Origin of the sequence: Leptospira soteropolitanensis, from assembly GCF_026151655.1 — a bacterium.
In the GTDB taxonomy this organism is placed as follows: domain Bacteria; phylum Spirochaetota; class Leptospiria; order Leptospirales; family Leptospiraceae; genus Leptospira_A; species Leptospira_A soteropolitanensis.
In genome coordinates, this window is record NZ_JAMQPN010000004.1 from 204647 (window position 1) to 223796 (window position 19150).

Sequence of the window (19150 nt, forward strand, 5' to 3'; positions counted from 1 at the left end):
AAGGGAAAAAGTATGAGAAATTACAATAGTTTTGAATCGATTACGATCCGTTTGGCATCACCCGAACGGATCAAAGAGTGGTCTTTCGGGGAAGTGAAAAAACCGGAAACGATCAACTACCGTACCCTAAAACCGGAACGAGATGGTCTTTTCTGTGAAAAAATCTTCGGAACCACAAAGGATTGGGAATGTTACTGCGGTAAATTCAAATCCATCCGTTATAAGGGAGTGGTTTGCGACAAATGCGGGGTTGAAGTAACTCACTCCAAAGTGCGTCGTGAGAGAATGGGCCATATAGAACTTGCGGCTCCTGTGTCGCATATTTGGTATTACCGTTCTGTTCCATCTCGTATGGGACTACTTCTTGATATGACCATCAACCAACTCAAAAGTGTCCTTTACTTTGAGAAGTATGTGATCATTGACCCTGCTGATTCCGGTAGAAGTCGCGGGGAACTCATCGATGAAGATGAATATCATAATTATTTAGATGAATACGGCGATAAGTTTATCGCTGGTATCGGTGGGGACGCCATCAAAGAACTTCTCGCACGTATCGACGTAGATGCAGAAGCTCGTGTAATCCGCCAAAAGATCCAAGATAAAAACAAAATCTCTGACAAACGTATTTTCAAACGCTTAGAAGTTTTGGAAGCCTTCCGCGATTCGGGAAACCGTCCTGAATGGATGGTGCTTGATGTAGTTCCGGTCATCCCACCAGAACTTCGTCCGATGGTCCAGTTAGAAGGCGGGCGTTTTGCAACTTCCGACCTAAACGATTTGTATCGTCGTGTGATCAACCGAAACAACCGACTCAAACGACTCCTTGCTTTGAAAGCTCCAGAGATCATAGTTCGTAACGAAAAACGTATGTTACAAGAAGCAGTGGATGCTCTTTTTGATAACAGTCGTCGCAAACGTACTGTGAAAGGAAAAGGAAATCGTCCACTTAAGTCGATCTCCGACATGCTGAAAGGAAAACAAGGCCGATTCCGCCAAAACCTACTTGGTAAACGTGTGGATTACTCTGGCCGTTCCGTGATCGTAGTGGGTCCTGAACTCAAATACCACCAAATGGGTCTTCCTAAAAAAATGGCTTTGGAACTTTTCAAACCATTCATTATGAAACGCCTTGTAGATTTGGAACTAGCACCAAACATCAAATCTGCGAAGAAAAAAATCGAAGCAGAAGACAAAGAAGTTTTTGATGTATTGGAAACAGTAGTGAAAGAACATCCAGTACTTCTCAACCGTGCTCCGACTCTTCACAGACTTGGAATCCAAGCTTTTTTACCAGTGCTAGTGGAAGGAAAGGCAATCAAACTCCACCCGCTTGTTTGTCACGCGTTTAACGCTGACTTTGACGGGGACCAAATGGCGATCCACGTTCCGCTCGCTCCAAAAGCACAGCTCGAAACTTGGATGTTAATGTTATCACCGCATAACATCTTAAACCCTGCTAACGGACAGCCGATTTGTGGACCAACACAAGATATCGTTCTTGGAATTTATTACCTAACGTCAGAAGTAAAAGATGCCAAAGGTGAAGGAAAATTTTTCACTGGTCTCGAAGAGGTGATGTATGCAATCGAAACAAAAACGGTTGAAATTCGCTCCAAAATCTCTGTTTTACACGAAGGGAAAATCATCGAAACCACACCTGGAAGACTTATCTTCAACCAAGTGATGCCAAAAGGGTATGTTTATATCAACAGAACCCTCGGTGATAAAGAAACAAACAAAATCATTGCAGACGTTTACGAGAAGTTTGGACCTGGGATCACTGTTGTGATGCTTGATGAAATCAAACGACTTGGTTACCGTTACGCGACTGTATTTGCTCCTACGATCTCGATTGATGACATCCGAGTTTCTCCGCAAAAAGAGGGACTCGTGACCGATGCCAACAAAGAAGTTGAAAAAGCAGATATGGAGTATCGTAAAGGGATCATTACGAACGAAGAACGTCGTAAAAAAGTAATCGAAATTTGGACAAAAACCAACGACCGCATTACTGAAGGTATGTTTAAGGAACTGGAAAAAGACCAAGCTGGATTCAATCCGGTTTACGTCATGGCAGCTTCGGGTGCTCGTGGTTCCAAACAGCAGATCCGTCAGCTCGCAGGAATGCGGGGTCTTATGGCGAAACCGTCTGGAGAAATCATCGAACTTGCGATTCGTTCCAACTTCCGTGAAGGTCTCGGAGTCTTAGAATTTTTTATCTCTACACATGGTGCGAGAAAGGGTCTTGCGGATACGGCGTTAAAAACTGCCGATGCCGGTTACCTCACTCGTCGTCTTGTGGATATTTCTCAGGACGTAATTGTTTCCGAAGATGACTGCGGAACAAAAGCAAACATCACTCTTGGAATCGTAAAAGAAGGGGAGAATGTCATTGTTTCTCTTGGGGACAGAGTATTTGGTCGGTATACGGCTGAAGATTTAGTGGACCCTGTTTCTGAGAAAGTGGTATTCCCGAAAGACACACTCATTACAAGAGCTATTGGCCAACAGATTGAAAACCTTGGTTACGATAAGATCAAAGTAAGATCTCCTCTCACTTGTAGATCTCGTTACGGAATTTGTACGAAATGTTACGGTATGGACATGGCTCGCCTTGTTCCTGCGGAAATTGGTGAGGCTGTTGGAACCATTGCCGCTCAGTCGATCGGACAACCGGGAACACAGCTTACGATGAGAACCTTCCACGTGGGTGGTGCGGCATCTGCTACGATCCAAGAAAAAGAACATAAAGTTCCTTACCGTTCCATTGTAAAATCTGTTAACGGTCGTCTTGTGACTAACGCAAATTCTGCAAAAGTTTTTGCTCGTCGCGGAACCATTATCGTGAACCGACTCATCCAAGAATTCAATACCGATACACTTTCCAGTGTGCGTGTGGTGGAAGGCCAAAGGTTAGAAAAAGGGGAAGTATTTGCGACCCAAGTAGGTGAATCAACAGAACAACGAATCACTTCTGACCAAGCCGGAACCGTTTCTCTTGTGGGAACCACACTCCGCATTCTCGGAGATGACTTTGTCATTCCTGTAAAAATCGGAACCATCCTTCGTGCGGAAGAAGGCCAAATCGTGGAAGAAAACAAGGCACTTGCTGAGTTTGACCCTTACAACGAAGTGGCAGTTTCGGAATCTGCAGGAACCATCCAATGGGAAGATTTAGAAATTGGTAAAAACGTTCGTCGTGATGTGGATCCGAAAACTTCTAACATTATCTTAAAAGTGGTAGAGCAAAAGAAAGATCGTCTCGTACCGAAAGTTCTTGTTGGATCGGATGAATACTCCGTTCCAGTAGATGCTCTTCTTCAATTTCAAAATGGAGACAAGGTGAGAGAAGGGGATGTGATTTTCAAAATCCCATCGGTGGCAGAAAAAACCCGAGATATTACCGGTGGTCTTCCTCGGGTAGATGAGCTTTTTGAGGCTCGTCGTCCAAAAGATGCCTGCACACTCGCAGAAATCGATGGAAAGATCGAAGACAAAGGGGAAATCGTAAAAGAAAAACGTATCCTCTACATACTTCCTGATTCACCAGAACTAGAAAAAGTGAAAGTTGCCATTCCAATTGGTAAACAAATCCGTGTGCGCCAAGGAGACTTCGTAAAACGCGGAGACCAGTTGGATGAAGGAAATTTTGATCCGCATGATATCCTTGCCATTAAGGGACCGAATGCTCTTCACGAATACCTAGTATCCGAAGTGCAAGAAGTTTACCGTTTACAAGGGGTTCATATCAATGATAAACATATCGAAGTTGTGGTTCGCCAAATGCTTCGTAAGGTGATCATCACTGATAGTGGGGACACATCTTTTGTAAACCAACAACAAGTAGATAAATTCCTCTTTGATGAAGAAAACGACCGAGTGGAAAAAGAAGGGGGATCTCCAGCACAAGGAACTCCTGTTCTTTTGGGATTAACCAAAGCATCCCTTAATACTGAATCGTATTTTTCTGCTGCATCTTTCCAAGAAACTACAAAGGTTTTAACAGATGCTGCGATCAAAGGAAAGACAGACAATTTAGTAGGTCTTAAAGAAAACGTAATCATCGGTCATATGATTCCTGCTGGAACTGGTATGAAAAAATACCGTGATATTGAGGTCTTCAAAGACCTTCCAGGAGATTTGGATTGGGATTTAGAATCGGAAGAAGAGGAAGAAGAAGTTTCTGAACTCTCCGAGTCTTCGCCTGTTTCCACAGCTACACTTTCCAGACTTGTTGCCGAAGAGGACGAGGATGAAGATGAGTTGGAAGAAGAATCAGATGACTCCGACGATGAGGATGACGACGATTAGACCCAAACTTTGTCCTTAGAGACTTTTCGTGAGTTTCTGGGGACAAAATCATGTTTTCGTTTACAAAATGTCCCTATCTGGAATTTTGGACGAAAACGTCATTATTTTTTTAAAGACAGAGAAGTAGAAGAAGGAATCGAATGCCTACAATTAACCAGCTCATCCGCAGTGGAAGAGAAGATCAAAAGAAAAGAACTAAATCTCCTGCCCTAAAAGCATGCCCACAAAGACGTGGAGTTTGCACAAGGGTAATGACCTTTACTCCTAAAAAACCGAACTCAGCTCTTCGTAAAGTAGCAAGGGTTCGCCTCACAACTGGAATTGAAGTGACTGCTTACATTCCTGGTGAAGGTCACAACCTCCAAGAACACAACGTGGTTCTTATCCGTGGTGGAAGGGTAAAAGACTTACCAGGGGTTCGTTATCATATCATTCGTGGAACACTGGATACACTCGGTGTGGACAAACGTCGCAAAGGACGTTCAAAATACGGCGCTAAGCGTCCTAAAGCGTAATCGGAGAAAGGTATATGTCTAGAAGAAGAGGAAAAGTTGAACCACGCCACATCGAAGGCGATCCTAAATACAATGACAAAGTGATTTCTAAATTTATCAACTGCCTTATGGTAGATGGTAAAAAGAGTGTTGCTGAAGCCGTTTTCTATGATGCGTTAGAAGTCATTGCTAAAAAAACAGGACAAGATCCGTTTGCAGTTTTCCAAGAAGCTTTAGAAAACGCAAAACCACAAGTAGAAGTAAAATCTCGCCGTGTGGGTGGGGTAACTTACCAAGTTCCTATTGAGGTTCGTCCAGAAAGACGACTTGCTCTTGGGATCCGATGGCTTATTAAATATAGCCGTGGTAGAAACGAAAAATCTATGAAGAACAAATTGGCTGCAGAGTTTATGGAAGCCCAAAAAGGCACCGGATCTGCGATCAAGAAAAAAGAAGACATCAGAAAGATGGCAGACGCCAACAAGGCTTTCTCCCACTACCGCTGGTAGTCTCTTTCATTCGATTCCAAACATTAATAAGCCAGGTGAAAACCTGGCTTTTTTATTTTAGCCAAACAAATTTATGAAATACCGAACTGTTGGAATTTTTGCACATATCGATTCGGGTAAAACGACTCTCACCGAAAGAATTTTGTTTGAGGCTGGAAAAATTTCGGCAGTAGGTTCCATTGAAGATGGAAATACTGAATCGGATTCTTTACAGGAAGAAATCGAACGAGGGATCTCCATTCGTACCACTTTTCATTCGATCCCTTGGAACACTCAGTTTGGGGAGTTCCAAATCGAACTCGTAGACACTCCCGGCCATATCGATTTTCGAAACCAAGTCACAGACCTTTTGCCCGCAATGGAGTCTGCCATCGTTGTCTTGGAAGCGGGCACTGTGGTCCAGTCCCAGGCGCGTCTTGTGATCGAAGAACTGCGGAAGGCAAATGTTCCGATGATTTTTTTCATCAATAAACTAGACCGCTTTGATGAAGATTATTTGGATACATTGGTCTCCCTGGAAGAAATTCTTGGAGGGGCCCCGGTATCCCTTTTTCAAAAAGATCCAGAGGGAAAAATTGAATACTACCTGAATGCCCCCGGTCATTTTCCCAGGTCGGTAAAAGAAGAGCTTATGGCTTGGAGCGATGAGATTCTTTTATCTTCTTGGAATGATCCCTCTGGCCAAACGGATTATTCGCTGATTGGGCTACGTAGTGGTCCTCGTTTTGGGAAACTTTATCCCGTTTATGGTGGTTCTGCCAAAACCGGAGAAGGGGTTCGGGAACTGCTTGATTTAGTTCTTTGGACAGAACCCAAAGAAATGGAAAATTTAAGTGATTCTTCTTTCCCACTTCTGGTTCTTTCGAGACGGTCCGATCCTGAGATCGGGCGGTTTGCTGTTGTGTGTCCGACCCAAAATATACTTCTAACAGAAATTGAGTCCGTCTGGAACCAAACTAGTAAAAGGGAAATTCTGAACCAGCAAAAGCTGTTCCAAGAAAAGGGTCCAGTAGACTTTCCTTTTCAATTCTTAGATCCAGATTCGGAAGAAAATATCTCACAGTTACAAAAAGGAAAACTGGTTTTATTAAAAAATCACAAAGACTTAATCTTATTACCCGGACAAACAGTGGCCGACTCTCTAGACGCTATTTCCGTCGAGCTTGGAAAATCTTCGGAAAGTTCCCCGAGTCCATTTTCTTTGGTCTTAGAACCGGAAGAATCTTCGGACAAAGAGTTTTGGTTATGTCGCTTAGAGGAATTGGTCTGGGAAGATCCTGGATACCAAGTCCAAAAGAAGGAAGATACCGGACAGTTGGTACTTCATGGTCGGGGCGAGCTCCATTTGGAGATCGGAATCCGAAGAGTGATGGAGAGAACAGAAAAAAAACTAAAAGTAAGTTCGATAAACATTGCCAAAATAGAGCTTCTAAAAAAAATGTCTCATAAGGTTGCCCTAGAGCATCGTGCCTTTGAAGATCAAAAATCAAGCGGCGCGCTCATCGCAGTCCTGGAAGATACTGCCGATTTTTCGAAGCATATTGCCTTCGAGGTAAGTCTTCCGGAAGAAGTAAAAAATTCGATAGAAACATCCTTTATGGAGGCCTGTTTACACGGGTTTTACGGAGAGGAAGTTGTAGGTCTCAAATTTCGTGTTCTCTCGTATGAGATACCAAAGGGAGATTTACAAATCACCTTAACGCTTTTGAAAGTAGCGATACTTGCGGGCGTAAAGGAATTATTTTCTTTAAACACATATTTGGTCGGACCCCTCACGGAAGTAGAAGTGATGGTGGACGCAGACCACTTAGGTGTAGTTCTTTCTGATCTAAGTCGCAGAAACGCTAAGGTGGTCTCCATCCTAGAGGCTGTGGCAGGGAAGAGTCACTTAAAAGCCAATGCACCGGCCCAAAACCTGCTTGGCTTTTCAGGGGCTCTTAGAAACATGACCAAAGGCATCGGCATTTCTTGGGAAAGGACTGCTTTTACCTATGAATTTCATGCAGTTTTAAAGGAGTAAAGAACCGAGGATCGGGTCTTGCACCACGATTGAGGAGTAGATTCTAACAATGGCTAAAGAAAAATTTGACCGTTCAAAACCACACTTAAACATCGGAACAATTGGTCACGTTGACCACGGTAAGACAACCCTAACAGCAGCAATTACAACAACGCTTGCGAAGTTAGTTGGTGGAAAAAACAAAGCGATTGCTTACGACCAAATCGACAACGCGCCCGAAGAAAAGGCTCGTGGGATTACTATTGCAACGTCTCACCAGGAGTATGAAACTCCAAACCGTCACTACGCACACGTAGATTGCCCGGGACACGCGGACTATGTTAAAAACATGATTACTGGTGCTGCTCAGATGGATGCTGCGATTCTCGTAGTTTCTGCAACTGACGGTGCTATGCCACAAACAAAAGAACACATCCTTCTTGCTCGCCAAGTAGGGGTTCCTTACATCGTGGTTTACCTCAACAAAGCTGACATGCTCGCTGCAGATGAAAGAGACGATATGGTTGAGATGGTTAAAGAGGAAATCAAAGACCTCCTTAACAAATACAACTTTCCAGGTGATAAAACACCTTTCATCTCTGGATCTGCATTGAAAGCACTAGAAGGTGAAGATTCTGACCTAGGAATGAAATCCATTCTTAAACTTATGGAAGCAGTGGATACTTACGTTCCAAACCCTACACGTATTACTGATAAGCCTTTCCTTATGCCAGTTGAGGACGTATTCTCAATTACTGGTCGTGGAACTGTTGCTACTGGTCGTGTGGAGCAAGGTGTTCTTAAGATCAACGACGAAATCGAAATCGTTGGTATCCGTGATACATCTAAATCAGTTGTTACTGGTATTGAGATGTTCCGTAAACTACTCGATCAAGCAGAAGCTGGAGACAACATTGGTGCTCTTCTTCGCGGAACTAAAAAAGAAGACATCGAAAGAGGTCAAGTTCTTGCGAAACCAGGAACAATCACTCCACACAGAAAATTTAAAGCGGAAGTTTACGTTCTTACTAAAGACGAAGGTGGACGTCATACTCCATTCTTTAACAACTACCGTCCTCAGTTCTACTTCAGAACTACAGACATCACTGGTGTTTGTAACCTTCCTGGTGGAATGGAGATGGTTATGCCGGGAGATAACGTTACGATGTCAATCGAGCTTATCCACCCAATTGCTATGGACCAAGGTTTGAAATTTGCTATCCGTGAGGGTGGACGAACTATCGGTTCTGGTGTTGTTGCGGAGATCGTTGAGTAATCGCAATGGCTGGACAAAGAATTCGCGTTAAGTTAAAAGCTTTCGATCATCGGTTGATTGACCAATCAACCTTTGAAATCGTTGCGACTGCGAAGAGGACCGGAGCTACTGTCTCCGGTCCAATCCCGCTTCCAACGAAAAAAGAAATCTACACGGTATTACGTTCTCCGCACGTGAATAAAAAAGCTAGAGAACAATTTGAAATGAGAACTCACAAGAGACTCATCGATATTTTAAATACGAATGAAGATACGGTAGAAGCCCTGATGAAGCTTCAACTCCCTGCAGGAGTTTCCGTAGATATTAAATCCTAAGGATAGGATCCATGGCTAAAGGTTTAATCGGCGAAAAATTGGGCATGGCCCACATATTCAATAACGAAGGTAAGATGGTTACTGTAACTGTTTTACGCGTGGGTCCTTGTTTTGTGTCCCAGGTAAAAACATCTGCAAACGATGGCTATGAGGCTGTTCAGTTAGCATTTGGTGATGCCAAGGAAAAACACATGACGAAGGCCGAAGTGGGACACATCAAAAAAGCAAACATTGCCTCTCCTAAAAAAACTCTGATTGAATTCAAGGGTTTTGAAGATGTTGCAGTAGGAGCAGAGGTAAAACTCGCTGATGTGTTTGCTTTAAACGACACGGTGAAAGTAACCGGAACTTCGAAAGGAAAAGGAACACAAGGTGTTGTGAAACGCCACGGATTTGCTGGTGGTCCTGCTGGACACGGTTCCAGATTCCAGAGACACCCTGGTTCTATTGGTTCTAATACAACTCCTGGACGCGTATTCAAGGGTTTGAAGATGGGTGGAAGAATGGGTTCTGAACAGAGCACTGTTCGAAACTTGAAAGTAGTAAAAATTGATGCAGACGCCAACTTGGTATTTGTATCCGGTCCGGTTCCTGGAAAAGAACGCGGTATCGTTACGATAGAAAAAATCGGATAAATAGATAGGTAGAACATGAAAGCGCGTAAATACAATAAAGAAGGCGTATTCGTAAGCGAAGTTGAACTTCCGGCAGAATTATTTGCTACCGGCATTTCGCTTGGAGCCATCTATGATGCGGTTAAAGCTGAAAATGCGAACAATAGACAAGGAACACATTCTACTAAGGATCGTTCCGAAGTTCGCGGTGGGGGAATCAAACCTTGGGCTCAAAAGGGAACTGGTCGTGCAAGACAAGGATCCATCAGAGCGCCTCATTTCGTTGGTGGTGGTATCATTCATGGACCAAAACCAAGAGATTATTCCTCTAACTTGTCACGCAGCGTAAAGAAAAAGGCTGTTCTCTCCATCCTTAACAAAAAGGCAGAAGAAAACAGAATCGCGATCATAGAAGACGTAGAACCTTCTTCTTACTCTACAAAGTCCATCTACAATATTTTGAAGAACATGGAAATTGCAGAGAAGGGTAACGTGGGTTTTGTGGTAGCTGGTGAAAACCAATTCCTCAAAAAATCCACTCGCAATATAGAGAACCTCAAATATGTGAACAGCAAACGAGTCGTTTGCCGAGACATCCTCTATAATAACAATTTAGTAATCTCTGAAAGCGCTTTAAAAGAGCTTCAGGCTCAGTATTCTAAGAAAGGATAAGACAGTGAACCTAGAGAATGTAATCTTATCACCAGTTGTTACAGAAAAGTCGCAAGACCTTCAAACAATTGGAGAACGTATGGGAAAAAGAACTGTCAAGTATACGTTCAAAGTCCACCCGGATGCGAACAAAACTTTGATCAAACAAGCCCTGAAACAAATGTATAACGTAGTTCCAACAAATGTAAACGTAGCCGTTTACCGTGGGAAAATGAAACGTTTTAGAAACATGCCGTCTCCAAGACCTCACTACAAAAAAGCTGTAGTGACCTTTGCTGACGGAGCAAATTTGGATTTTGCTAAGGTTTAATTATGGGAATTAGAAAACTTAAACCCACAACACAGTCCAGCCGATATTATTCGGTTTTGGATTTCAAAGAAATCACAGAAGTGGTTCCTTATAAGCCTCTCACTGCCAATTTTTCTTATAAAGCTGGACGTGACAATAAGGGACGTATTGCTGTTAGACGCAAAGGTGGACGTAACAAAAGAAAGTTCCGGATCATCGATTTCAAACGTAATAAATTTGGAATCCCTGCGACTGTAAAAACAATCGAGTATGATCCAAACCGTTCTGCTTTTATTGCTCTGGTCTGCTATGCAGATGGAGAATACCGATATATTTTAGCTCCTAACGGATTAAAAGTGGGAGACAAAATTGAATCTGGTGCTAATGCAGAAATCAAACTTGGGAACACACTTCCTTTAGATAAAATCCCTGCAGGAACAAACGTTCACAACATTGAACTACATATCGGAAAAGGCGGTCAAATCGCACGCACAGCAGGATCTTTTGCTGTGATCTCCGCAAAAGATGGTGACTATGTATCTCTAAAACTACCTTCTTCGGAAATCCGAAAAGTGCGTAAAGAGTGTCTAGCAACGATCGGAGAACTTTCCAACAAAGACCACAACTTAGTGATCATTGGAAAAGCGGGACGTAACCGTTGGTTAGGAAAAAGACCGAAAGTAAGAGGGGTCGTTATGAACCCTGTGGACCACCCACTCGGTGGTGGTGAAGGTAGAACTTCCGGAGGTCGTCACCCTGTGACTCCTTGGGGTAAACCTACGAAAGGATTTAAAACACGTAAGACTAGACCGTCTGACCGTTTTATTGTCCAAAGACGTAAGAAAAACAGGAATAGGTAGGATCTAGATACTCATGGCTAGAAGCTTAAAAAAAGGTCCGTTCATCGACGACCACCTCATGAAAAAAATTACCAAGTTAAACTCTGAAGGGAAAAAAACTCCCTTCAAGTCTTGGTCCAGAAGAAGTACCATTTATCCAGACATGATTGGTCACACAGTCATGATTCATAATGGCAAAGCGTTTGTTCCTGTATATGTAAACGAAAACATGATCGGTCACAAACTCGGTGAATTTGCTCCCACTAGAACCTTTAAAGGTCACGGTGGAGACAAAAAAGTAGCGAAGAAATAGGTAGAGTGATGGAAGCAAAAGCAGTAGGAAAACACCTCAGAATTTCTGCCAGAAAAGCTCGCCTGGTTGCTGATGAAGTTCGTGGATATGATTATAAAGAAGCAATTGATATCTTGCGTTTTACAAACAAAGCCGCAAGTTCAATGATCATTAACCTTCTTAATTCGGCTGTGGCGAACGCAGTTCAAATGAATGAAAGTTTGGATCCAAGTTCACTTTATGTAAAAAAAATCTACGTGGACGACGGACCAATCATGAAACGTTTTCGCCCAAGAGCGCGTGGTCGTGCTTCTAGGATTCGTAAACGCCTAAGCCACATCACTGTTGTCGTATCTGAAATCGAAAAGAAGGTTAGCTAATTTATGGGTCAGAAAGTAAATCCAATCGGACTACGAATCGGAATCACACGTAACTGGGATTCAGTTTGGTATTCTAAACAAGATTACATCAAAAATCTTCACGAAGATATCAAGATCCGTAGATTCCTTCAGAAGAAATTTAAAAATGCATCCGTTGTAAAAATCGTAATCGAAAGATTCCCTGAAAAAATCAACGTAAACCTCCATACTTCTAAACCAGGTATGGTGATTGGTCAAAAAGGCCAAAACATCGAAGCGGTTAAACAAGAGCTTAAAAAATATGCTGATAAACCGATTGGGATGAACATCATCGAGGTGAAAAAACCAGAAGTCATCGCACAAGCGATTGCGGAAACGGTTGCTCTTCAAATCGAACAAAGGATGCCATTTCGTCGAGTGATGAAAGCAGAACTTCGTCGTGCGATGCGCGGTGGAGTGGAAGGTGTAAAAATCCAAATCTCCGGACGACTGAACGGAGCAGATATGGCAAGGACAGAGAAGTATATGGAAGGACGAGTTCCTCTTCATACTCTTCGTGCTAAAATCGACTTTGGATTCAAAGAAGCCCTTACCACTTTTGGTCAAATCGGTGTGAAAGTTTGGACATATACAGGTGACTACTTCCCAACCAATAAGGAAGAGACCGATGAAGATAAATACGCTGTAAAACGTAGAACTAGTTAAGAAGTACTAAAGAGAAACAATCATGTTAGCACCTAAACGAGTAAAATTTAGAAAACGCCAAAGAGGGCGCTTAAAAGGTAAGGACGAAAGAGGTTCTTACGTTGCGTTCGGTGAGTATGGTTTAAAAGCCATTTCTTCCGGTCGTATCACTGCGCGCCAAATTGAAGCTGCAAGGATCACCATCAACCGCCAAGTAAAACGAGGTGGAAAATTGTGGATCAGGATCTTTCCTCATCTTCCTATCACTAAAAAACCTGCTGAAACTCGTATGGGTAAAGGTAAAGGTAACCCGGAATTTTGGATTGCTGAGATCCGTCCAGGTCGTGTTCTTTTTGAGATGGCTGGTATTGATGAAGAAACTGCAAGAAAAGCACTTCATCTTGCAGCGTTTAAACTGCCGGTAGAAACTTCATTTGTTAAGAGGAACGTTCTATGAAAGACGATTTTAAATCACTTTCTCCAGAAGATTTGAAGAAAGAAATTCTTTCCTCTTCCGAAGAAGTAAGAAAAGCAAGATTCCAATTTGGTGTCACAAGATCTCTTGAGAATCCAAAGGTTATCCGCAATCATAAAAAGAGAATTGCCCAAGCGTTAACTGTCCTTCGTGAGAAGGAATTGGCAGCAAAAGGTAAACTCAAACAAATCGCACCGAAAGCTGGTTCGGCTCCTAAAGCTGCTAAAACAAGCAAAGGTAAGAAGAAGTAGGTTATGGAAGATAAAAACTCTAAAAAGTCTTTAACCATTCAGGGTGTAGTTGTGAGTGATGCTATGGAAAAAACTGTAGTGATCGAAATCATCACAAGAAAAGTGCACCCACGGTTTAAGAAGATTATGACCAGAACTTCTCGTGTGAAAATTCACGATGAGAAGAACGAGTGTCAAGTTGGTGATCGAGTCATCGCTGTGGAAACAAGACCACTTTCTAAGCAGAAACACCATAAACTTGTAAAGGTAATTGAGAAGGCGAAATTAGTATGATCCAACAAGAAACTATTTTACAAGTAGCCGATAACTCGGGTGTGAAAAAAGTCATGTGCGTAAAAGTGCTTGGCGGTTCCAAAAAACGCTACGCAACGCTTGGTGACGAAATCATCGTCGCTGTAAAAGAAGCACAACCTGCATACGGTCTTCGTGACGGGCAAGGTAAAAAAGTGCATAACAAGGCGGTTCAAAGAGCTGTTGTTGTGAGAACGAAAAAAGAAGTCCGTCGTCCCGATGGAACTTACATTCGTTTCGATGACAATGCTGTTGCCATCATTGATGACAAAGGAAATCCAAAAGGAACCAGGATCTTCGGACCTGTTGCCCGTGAACTTCGCGATAAAAAATACATGAAAATTATATCTCTCGCTCCGGAGGTTCTCTAGAATGGCAGCTAAATTAGCATATAGAGGCTCCGAGCCCACTAAATTCAAAAAAACGAAAATCAAAAAGGACGATGAAGTTCTTGTGATTTCCGGAAAAGAAAAAGGAAAAAAAGGGAAAGTTCTAGCTATCGACAAACGCAAAGACCGCGTTTATATCGAAGGTGTGAATAAAAGAAAAAGATTTGTTCGCCCAACCCAAGAGAACCCTGGAGGCGGAGCGATCGAAATCGAATTCCCAATCCATATTTCCAATGTGATGTTTCACGACGCAAAAGCAGAGAACAAAGCGAAGCCAAAGAAGAAAATTAAGGCTGTACGTTTGGGCTTTGCCAAGAAGGATGGTAAATCCGTACGAGTGACTCGACCTGAAGGGAAAGAAGTATAGTTATGGTACCTAGGCTTAAATCAAAATACGAGAAGGAAATTCGTCCAACGCTCCAAAAGTCACTCGGCTTTCAAAGTGTGATGCGAGTTCCCAAACTAGAAAAAATCGTGATCAACGTTGGTATGGGTGAAGCCCACACAAACCCAAAAGCGATGGAAGCTTGTTTGGTAGAAATTGGCCAAATCACAGGCCAAAGACCGGTGAAAACATTCGCTAAGAAGTCCATTGCGGGCTTCAAAGTGAGAGAGGGAATGGTGCTTGGTTGCAAAGTTACCCTACGTGGTCATCATATGTATGAGTTCCTTGACAGATTCATTAACGTGGCTCTTCCACGGGTTCGTGACTTTCGTGGTGTAAATCCCAAAGGTTTCGACGGTCGAGGAAATTACAACCTGTCCGTAAAAGAACAGATCATCTTCCCTGAGATTCACTTTGATAAAATCAATACTATCTACGGGATCAATATCACTTTCGTAACGAACACGGAAGTGGACAAAGAAGCGTTCGAATTATTCCAAGCCTTCGGTATGCCTTACCGAACGGCAGGTAAGTAGGAGATTATTCATGGCGAAAAAATCAATGATGGAACGCCACGCCAAAGAGCAAAAATTCAAAGTGAGAGAGTACAATCGTTGCCCTCTTTGTGGTCGATCACGCGCTTATTTGCGCCGCTTTGATATGTGTCGTCTTTGCTTCCGGGACCTTGCTAGCAAGGCTCAGATCCCCGGTGTGAAAAAGTCCTCCTGGTAATTAGGTTAAGGTAAGTATGAGTCTTTCAGATCCAATAGCAGATATGCTAACAAGAATCAGAAACGCACAACAAGCTAAACATGAGCTTTGTGTGATTCCTGGTAGCAAAATCAAAAAGTCCATCCTAGATCTTCTTAAAGAAGAAGGTTTTGTTGATGATGTTCAAACAGTAAAAAACGGAAGTTTTGATGACTTCCAAGTGAAATTAAAATACGACACGGAAAAGAAGCCGGTAATTCGTATGATCGAGAGAGTATCTACTCCTGGTCGTCGAGTATACATCCAATCCGGAGAAATCAGACCGTTCCGAAATAACATCGGAACACTCATCCTTTCGACTTCGAAAGGTGTGATGACTGGTAAACGTGCTCGTAAACTCAGAGTAGGAGGGGAAGTTCTCTGTAAGGTATTCTAGAGAACGATAGCACCATGTCTCGAGTTGGAAAAAGTATTATCAAATTGCCTGCAAAAGTAGAAGTAAAAGCAGATGCGGAAACCCTTACGATTAAGGGACCTTTAGGGGAGTTAAAAACTCCACTTTACGAAGGTGTCAGCGCCAATGTGGAAAACGGGGAACTTGTTTTTACTCGCAAGAGTGAAGACCAAAAGACTGTGGCTTTACATGGTCTTGTTCGTTCCCTTGCGATGAACTGCGTAAAAGGTGTGACAACTGGTTGGGAGAAAAACCTAGAAATTACTGGGGTTGGTTATCGTGCACAAAAACGCGGTAAAGATCTAGTAATGGCTCTTGGATATTCCCATGAAGTTGTTTTCCCTGAACCTACTGGTATCAAAATCGATGTTGCAGATCAGCTAAAAATCAAAGTATCGGGAATTGACCGACAACTGGTTGGACAAGTTGCGGCTGACATTCGTTCTAAAAGACCTCCTGAGCCTTACAAAGGAAAAGGAATCAAATATCAGAACGAATACATCCGTAGAAAGGCCGGAAAGACCGGTAAGAAGTAGAACGTCATGATCAATAAGACAGCTAAAAATATCAAAAGATTGAGAAGAGCGGAACGAGTCAGGTACAAACTCCGTTCTACCTCGGAAAGACCTCGGTTGGTTTTTAACAAAACAAATCGTTACCTCACTGCACAGATCATTGATGATGCAAAAGGTGTAACACTTGTTTATGCAACCACTCTAGAGAAAGATTTTCCGAAACACGAAAATTCTAAGAAGAGTAAATCGGCTGCGACCGAACTCGGTAAAGTAGTCGCTGAAAAAGCGAAAAAAGCAGGGGTTTCCCAAGTGGTTCTAGACAGATCTGGAATGGTTTATCATGGAAAGATCGCTGCTTTTGCTGATTCTGCCCGCGAAGGTGGATTGGAGTTCTAAATGATGTTAGAAGAAGAAACAAAAGAATTTACTGAGAAGGTCGTAAAAATAGACCGAGTTGCCAAAGTGGTGAAGGGGGGACGTCGTTTCTCCTTCAACGCACTATCGGTTGTAGGTGACTCTAAAGGAAAAGTAGGAATCGGTTTTGGAAAAGCAAATGAAGTTCCAGACGCCATCCGAAAGTCCATTGAATCGGCAAAAAAGAATTTAAAATCCATTCACTATATCGGGCACACAGTTCCACATGATGTTGTGGGACAGTTCAAATCCGCTCGTGTGATTTTGAAGCCGGCTTCTCCGGGAACGGGAATCATCGCTGGAGCTTCTGTTCGTTCCGTATTGGAAAGAGCAGGAATTCAAGATGTTTTGACAAAGTCATGGGGATCTTCGAACCCGATGAACATTGTGAAGGCGACTATGGATGCATTACAACAGTTGGAAACACCGTCAATGGCGGTAAAACGACGTGGTGTTAGCCTCAAACACTTGTTTGGGCAAGATCTATAATAAGGAATCTGACTATGGAAGAAGTGATCGTTACGCAAGAAAGAAGTTCAATTGGTATCATTCCGATACACAAAAAAACTCTCATTGCACTCGGCCTTAAAAAGAAAGGTCAATCCAAAAAACACAAAATGACTCCCCAATTGAAAGGGATGTTACGACAAGTAGGTTACTTGTTGAAAGTGGAAAAGGTATAATTGTATGGCACAAGATAGAATCGAACAAGGTCGTGGATTTGGAGCAAAACGTCCCAAAAAATCCACATCCCTCGGCAACAAAAACTTGGTTCCCGTTCCAGAAGGTGCAAAAACTTCTCCGAAACGTGTGGGTCAAGGTCCAGGATCTGGAATGGGAAAAACTTCCACTCGTGGATCCAAAGGACAAAGAGCTCGTGCGGCTTCGATGAGACGCGGATTCGAAGGTGGTCAGCTCCCTCTACACAGACGTTTGCCAAAACGTGGTTTTACCAATATTTTCTCGGTAGAGTTCCAACCAGTGAACTTGATCTCTTTGACAAAAGCAGGTCTTTCTGGGGAAGTGACTCCTACCATTCTCAAATCTAAGTCTTTGATAAAGTCAGTAGAAGGACCAATCAAATTACTCGGAACTGGAGAAGTGACTAGTGCCATCACCATTACGGTTGATGCTTTTTCTACCTCTGCAAAAGAGAAAATTGAAAAAGCAGGTGGAAAAGTCATCATTAGAGAAAAGAAAAAAGAAGAGAAAAAAAACTAGATAACCTATGTTTCAAACCATCGCAAATATCTTTCGAATCCCGGAATTAAGATCTAAAATCCTATTTACGATAGGTATGTTGTTACTTTTCAGAATGGGAACTCACGTGACCATTCCAGGTATCAATAGTTTGATTGTAACGGGCATTACTGCCGATCCGAGTGAAGGTTTCCTCGGAATGGTAGATTTGTTTGCTGGTGGTGCTCTTCTCAAATTTTCTATTTTCGCACTAGGAATTATGCCTTATATCTCTTCTTCCATTATCATGCAGCTAGTGATGGTTCTCATTCCTAGTTTGCAAAAGATGCAAAAGGAAGGAGAAGAAGGAAGAAAAAAGATCCAACAGTACACTAAATACGGAACTCTTATTCTCTGTGCGATCCAATCACTTGCTGTGATCCAACTTGCTAACTCTTGGTCAACAGGATCAGGAACCGCGCAAGCGAAATACCCAGGTCTTATCAATCCATCTGTAGAAGGTTACTTCCTACCAATTGCGATGTTATCCATCACTACAGGTACAGTACTACTCATTTGGCTTGGAGAACAGATCACAGAACGTGGTATCGGTAACGGAATCTCCCTTATCATTTTTGCTGGTATCATTGGTCGTATGCCAGAAGCACTCATTGCTATGTTTACCTCTGATACTTCTGATGCTCTTAGCATTCTCATTCTTATCATTATCTTTATTGTTCTTATTGCATTAACTGTAATTTTGACCCAAGGGGTACGCCGGGTTCCATTAAATTATGGAAAACAAATGGTGGGAAGAAAGATGGTTCAGGCTCGTAGCCAATCCATTCCATTCAAAGTAAATAGTGCAAACGTTATGCCAATTATCTTTGCATCGTCGCTCATCCTTTTCCCGCAAACAATTGTTCAGTGGTTATCCTCAAAGGGTGGTCAGTGGGCAGGTTGGGCTGTGATTATGGACTATTTCAATCCATTTTCACAAATTTGGTACCATGCCCTTTTCTATTATGTGATTTATACATCTCTAATTATTTTCTTTGCTTATTTTTATACGGCAATTCAGTTCAACCCACAGGAACTTGCTGATAACCTAAAAAAATACGGTGGGTTTATTCCAGGTGTTCGCCCGGGTAGCCAAACCAAAGAGATGATCGAGAAAATTTTGAATCGAATCACTTTACCTGGTGCTCTTTTCCTTGCAGGTCTTGCTCTTGCTCCGTATCTTATCATCAAGTTTTTAAACCTCGGTTCCAACACCGGCGGTGGAACTTTGGTGTATACTTTTGGCGGAACTTCGCTTCTGATTATGGTGGGTGTGGCACTCGAAACTTTAAAACAAATCGAAGCCCAACTACTCATGAGAAATTACGAAGGATTCATGAAGAAGACTAAAATCAAGGGAAGAGTGTAACG

27 protein-coding genes are annotated in these 19150 nt (G+C 42.5%); all 27 read left to right on the top strand.

From position 1 onward, the window contains the following. Positions 1 to 12: 12 nt before the first annotated feature. The 27 genes from rpoC (at position 13) to secY (ending at position 19148) form a co-directional block, all read left to right on the top strand. Positions 13 to 4314 (top strand): DNA-directed RNA polymerase subunit beta', encoded by a 4302-nt coding sequence (gene rpoC / locus ND811_RS11230; protein ID WP_265352035.1) that lies wholly within the window; start codon positions 13 to 15, stop codon positions 4312 to 4314. Between the two features lie 140 nt (positions 4315 to 4454). Further along, the gene (gene rpsL / locus ND811_RS11235; protein ID WP_265352034.1) at positions 4455 to 4829 is read left to right on the top strand and encodes a 30S ribosomal protein S12; all 375 of its coding nucleotides are present in this window, start codon (positions 4455 to 4457) and stop codon (positions 4827 to 4829) included. 14 nt (positions 4830 to 4843) lie between these two features. Further along, a complete protein-coding gene (gene rpsG, locus ND811_RS11240; protein WP_015678186.1) occupies positions 4844 to 5317 on the top strand; it encodes a 30S ribosomal protein S7 in 474 nt (157 codons plus the stop codon). Positions 5318 to 5390: 73 nt separating this feature from the next. Then, positions 5391 to 7337, top strand: coding sequence for an elongation factor G-like protein (locus tag ND811_RS11245; protein ID WP_265352033.1), 1947 nt, complete (start codon positions 5391 to 5393; stop codon positions 7335 to 7337). A gap of 49 nt (positions 7338 to 7386) precedes the next feature. Continuing rightward, positions 7387 to 8592, top strand: coding sequence for an elongation factor Tu (gene tuf, locus ND811_RS11250; RefSeq protein ID WP_265352032.1), 1206 nt, complete (start codon positions 7387 to 7389; stop codon positions 8590 to 8592). A gap of 5 nt (positions 8593 to 8597) precedes the next feature. After that, entirely contained in the window at positions 8598 to 8906 is a 309-nt protein-coding gene (rpsJ, locus tag ND811_RS11255) for a 30S ribosomal protein S10 (RefSeq protein WP_002974412.1), read from the top strand. 11 nt (positions 8907 to 8917) lie between these two features. Beyond that, positions 8918 to 9541, top strand: coding sequence for a 50S ribosomal protein L3 (gene rplC, locus ND811_RS11260; RefSeq protein WP_265352031.1), 624 nt, complete (start codon positions 8918 to 8920; stop codon positions 9539 to 9541). 15 nt (positions 9542 to 9556) lie between these two features. Then, positions 9557 to 10192, top strand: coding sequence for a 50S ribosomal protein L4 (gene rplD, locus ND811_RS11265; RefSeq protein ID WP_002973655.1), 636 nt, complete (start codon positions 9557 to 9559; stop codon positions 10190 to 10192). Between the two features lie 4 nt (positions 10193 to 10196). Continuing rightward, positions 10197 to 10502, top strand: a complete 306-nt coding sequence (locus tag ND811_RS11270; RefSeq protein ID WP_100790764.1) for a 50S ribosomal protein L23 — start codon at positions 10197 to 10199, stop codon at positions 10500 to 10502. Between the two features lie 2 nt (positions 10503 to 10504). Further along, positions 10505 to 11341: a 50S ribosomal protein L2 gene (gene rplB, locus ND811_RS11275; protein ID WP_265352030.1), complete on the top strand. Its 837-nt coding sequence runs from the start codon at positions 10505 to 10507 to the stop codon at positions 11339 to 11341. A gap of 13 nt (positions 11342 to 11354) precedes the next feature. Then, positions 11355 to 11633, top strand: a complete 279-nt coding sequence (gene rpsS / locus ND811_RS11280) for a 30S ribosomal protein S19 (RefSeq protein ID WP_002974021.1) — start codon at positions 11355 to 11357, stop codon at positions 11631 to 11633. Between the two features lie 8 nt (positions 11634 to 11641). After that, positions 11642 to 11992 carry a 50S ribosomal protein L22 gene (rplV, locus tag ND811_RS11285; protein ID WP_004783773.1) on the top strand — a complete coding sequence of 117 codons (351 nt, stop codon included), beginning with the start codon at positions 11642 to 11644 and terminating at the stop codon, positions 11990 to 11992. 3 nt (positions 11993 to 11995) lie between these two features. After that, the gene (rpsC, locus tag ND811_RS11290) at positions 11996 to 12676 is read left to right on the top strand and encodes a 30S ribosomal protein S3 (RefSeq protein ID WP_100729138.1); all 681 of its coding nucleotides are present in this window, start codon (positions 11996 to 11998) and stop codon (positions 12674 to 12676) included. Positions 12677 to 12698: 22 nt separating this feature from the next. Next, positions 12699 to 13112, top strand: coding sequence for a 50S ribosomal protein L16 (rplP, locus tag ND811_RS11295; RefSeq protein WP_002974545.1), 414 nt, complete (start codon positions 12699 to 12701; stop codon positions 13110 to 13112). Beyond that, positions 13109 to 13381, top strand: a complete 273-nt coding sequence (rpmC, locus tag ND811_RS11300) for a 50S ribosomal protein L29 (RefSeq protein ID WP_265352029.1) — start codon at positions 13109 to 13111, stop codon at positions 13379 to 13381. Before rplP ends, rpmC begins: the two co-directional genes overlap by 4 nt. A gap of 3 nt (positions 13382 to 13384) precedes the next feature. Next, on the top strand, positions 13385 to 13654 hold the full coding sequence (gene rpsQ, locus ND811_RS11305) for a 30S ribosomal protein S17 (protein ID WP_004783792.1): 270 nt from the start codon (positions 13385 to 13387) through the stop codon (positions 13652 to 13654). Further along, positions 13651 to 14043, top strand: coding sequence for a 50S ribosomal protein L14 (rplN, locus tag ND811_RS11310; protein ID WP_002974152.1), 393 nt, complete (start codon positions 13651 to 13653; stop codon positions 14041 to 14043). The genes rpsQ and rplN overlap by 4 nt, the downstream gene beginning before the upstream one ends. A gap of 1 nt (position 14044) precedes the next feature. Continuing rightward, the gene (gene rplX / locus ND811_RS11315; RefSeq protein WP_265352028.1) at positions 14045 to 14428 is read left to right on the top strand and encodes a 50S ribosomal protein L24; all 384 of its coding nucleotides are present in this window, start codon (positions 14045 to 14047) and stop codon (positions 14426 to 14428) included. Between the two features lie 2 nt (positions 14429 to 14430). After that, positions 14431 to 14982, top strand: coding sequence for a 50S ribosomal protein L5 (rplE, locus tag ND811_RS11320; protein ID WP_135693648.1), 552 nt, complete (start codon positions 14431 to 14433; stop codon positions 14980 to 14982). Positions 14983 to 14992: 10 nt separating this feature from the next. Next, a complete protein-coding gene (locus tag ND811_RS11325) occupies positions 14993 to 15178 on the top strand; it encodes a type Z 30S ribosomal protein S14 (protein WP_012476296.1) in 186 nt (61 codons plus the stop codon). Positions 15179 to 15194: 16 nt separating this feature from the next. Then, the gene (gene rpsH / locus ND811_RS11330; RefSeq protein ID WP_002973604.1) at positions 15195 to 15593 is read left to right on the top strand and encodes a 30S ribosomal protein S8; all 399 of its coding nucleotides are present in this window, start codon (positions 15195 to 15197) and stop codon (positions 15591 to 15593) included. A 14-nt stretch (positions 15594 to 15607) separates the two neighbouring features. Further along, positions 15608 to 16147 carry a 50S ribosomal protein L6 gene (gene rplF, locus ND811_RS11335; RefSeq protein ID WP_265352027.1) on the top strand — a complete coding sequence of 180 codons (540 nt, stop codon included), beginning with the start codon at positions 15608 to 15610 and terminating at the stop codon, positions 16145 to 16147. 6 nt (positions 16148 to 16153) lie between these two features. Continuing rightward, a complete protein-coding gene (rplR, locus tag ND811_RS11340) occupies positions 16154 to 16522 on the top strand; it encodes a 50S ribosomal protein L18 (RefSeq protein WP_135655886.1) in 369 nt (122 codons plus the stop codon). Positions 16523 to 16525: 3 nt separating this feature from the next. Next, entirely contained in the window at positions 16526 to 17029 is a 504-nt protein-coding gene (gene rpsE / locus ND811_RS11345) for a 30S ribosomal protein S5 (RefSeq protein ID WP_002973816.1), read from the top strand. Between the two features lie 14 nt (positions 17030 to 17043). Beyond that, complete coding sequence (gene rpmD, locus ND811_RS11350) at positions 17044 to 17223, top strand: 50S ribosomal protein L30 (RefSeq protein ID WP_100743117.1); 180 nt, start codon at positions 17044 to 17046, stop codon at positions 17221 to 17223. A 4-nt stretch (positions 17224 to 17227) separates the two neighbouring features. Continuing rightward, the gene (rplO, locus tag ND811_RS11355) at positions 17228 to 17761 is read left to right on the top strand and encodes a 50S ribosomal protein L15 (RefSeq protein WP_265352026.1); all 534 of its coding nucleotides are present in this window, start codon (positions 17228 to 17230) and stop codon (positions 17759 to 17761) included. Positions 17762 to 17768: 7 nt separating this feature from the next. Then, positions 17769 to 19148 carry a preprotein translocase subunit SecY gene (secY, locus tag ND811_RS11360; protein WP_135746397.1) on the top strand — a complete coding sequence of 460 codons (1380 nt, stop codon included), beginning with the start codon at positions 17769 to 17771 and terminating at the stop codon, positions 19146 to 19148. Positions 19149 to 19150 lie beyond the last annotated feature (2 nt).

What these genes read in the sequence shown, in the direction of transcription:
- rplE (WP_135693648.1), top strand. Translation starts at nt 14,431, where the DNA reads ATGGTACCTAGGCTTAAATCAAAATACGAGAAGGAAATTCGTCCAACG.
- rplD (WP_002973655.1), top strand. Translation starts at nt 9,557, where the DNA reads ATGAAAGCGCGTAAATACAATAAAGAAGGCGTATTCGTAAGCGAAGTT.
- rplF (WP_265352027.1), top strand. Translation starts at nt 15,608, where the DNA reads ATGTCTCGAGTTGGAAAAAGTATTATCAAATTGCCTGCAAAAGTAGAA.
- rpsL (WP_265352034.1), top strand. Translation starts at nt 4,455, where the DNA reads ATGCCTACAATTAACCAGCTCATCCGCAGTGGAAGAGAAGATCAAAAG.
- rplN (WP_002974152.1), top strand. Translation starts at nt 13,651, where the DNA reads ATGATCCAACAAGAAACTATTTTACAAGTAGCCGATAACTCGGGTGTG.
- tuf (WP_265352032.1), top strand. Translation starts at nt 7,387, where the DNA reads ATGGCTAAAGAAAAATTTGACCGTTCAAAACCACACTTAAACATCGGA.
- rplX (WP_265352028.1), top strand. Translation starts at nt 14,045, where the DNA reads ATGGCAGCTAAATTAGCATATAGAGGCTCCGAGCCCACTAAATTCAAA.
- ND811_RS11325 (WP_012476296.1), top strand. Translation starts at nt 14,993, where the DNA reads ATGGCGAAAAAATCAATGATGGAACGCCACGCCAAAGAGCAAAAATTC.
- rpsG (WP_015678186.1), top strand. Translation starts at nt 4,844, where the DNA reads ATGTCTAGAAGAAGAGGAAAAGTTGAACCACGCCACATCGAAGGCGAT.
- rplO (WP_265352026.1), top strand. Translation starts at nt 17,228, where the DNA reads ATGGCACAAGATAGAATCGAACAAGGTCGTGGATTTGGAGCAAAACGT.
- rpmD (WP_100743117.1), top strand. Translation starts at nt 17,044, where the DNA reads ATGGAAGAAGTGATCGTTACGCAAGAAAGAAGTTCAATTGGTATCATT.
- rpsC (WP_100729138.1), top strand. Translation starts at nt 11,996, where the DNA reads ATGGGTCAGAAAGTAAATCCAATCGGACTACGAATCGGAATCACACGT.
- rpoC (WP_265352035.1), top strand. Translation starts at nt 13, where the DNA reads ATGAGAAATTACAATAGTTTTGAATCGATTACGATCCGTTTGGCATCA.
- rpsE (WP_002973816.1), top strand. Translation starts at nt 16,526, where the DNA reads ATGTTAGAAGAAGAAACAAAAGAATTTACTGAGAAGGTCGTAAAAATA.
- rplR (WP_135655886.1), top strand. Translation starts at nt 16,154, where the DNA reads ATGATCAATAAGACAGCTAAAAATATCAAAAGATTGAGAAGAGCGGAA.
- secY (WP_135746397.1), top strand. Translation starts at nt 17,769, where the DNA reads ATGTTTCAAACCATCGCAAATATCTTTCGAATCCCGGAATTAAGATCT.
- rplP (WP_002974545.1), top strand. Translation starts at nt 12,699, where the DNA reads ATGTTAGCACCTAAACGAGTAAAATTTAGAAAACGCCAAAGAGGGCGC.
- rplB (WP_265352030.1), top strand. Translation starts at nt 10,505, where the DNA reads ATGGGAATTAGAAAACTTAAACCCACAACACAGTCCAGCCGATATTAT.
- rpsS (WP_002974021.1), top strand. Translation starts at nt 11,355, where the DNA reads ATGGCTAGAAGCTTAAAAAAAGGTCCGTTCATCGACGACCACCTCATG.
- ND811_RS11245 (WP_265352033.1), top strand. Translation starts at nt 5,391, where the DNA reads ATGAAATACCGAACTGTTGGAATTTTTGCACATATCGATTCGGGTAAA.
- rpsJ (WP_002974412.1), top strand. Translation starts at nt 8,598, where the DNA reads ATGGCTGGACAAAGAATTCGCGTTAAGTTAAAAGCTTTCGATCATCGG.
- rplC (WP_265352031.1), top strand. Translation starts at nt 8,918, where the DNA reads ATGGCTAAAGGTTTAATCGGCGAAAAATTGGGCATGGCCCACATATTC.
- rpmC (WP_265352029.1), top strand. Translation starts at nt 13,109, where the DNA reads ATGAAAGACGATTTTAAATCACTTTCTCCAGAAGATTTGAAGAAAGAA.
- rplV (WP_004783773.1), top strand. Translation starts at nt 11,642, where the DNA reads ATGGAAGCAAAAGCAGTAGGAAAACACCTCAGAATTTCTGCCAGAAAA.
- rpsH (WP_002973604.1), top strand. Translation starts at nt 15,195, where the DNA reads ATGAGTCTTTCAGATCCAATAGCAGATATGCTAACAAGAATCAGAAAC.
- rpsQ (WP_004783792.1), top strand. Translation starts at nt 13,385, where the DNA reads ATGGAAGATAAAAACTCTAAAAAGTCTTTAACCATTCAGGGTGTAGTT.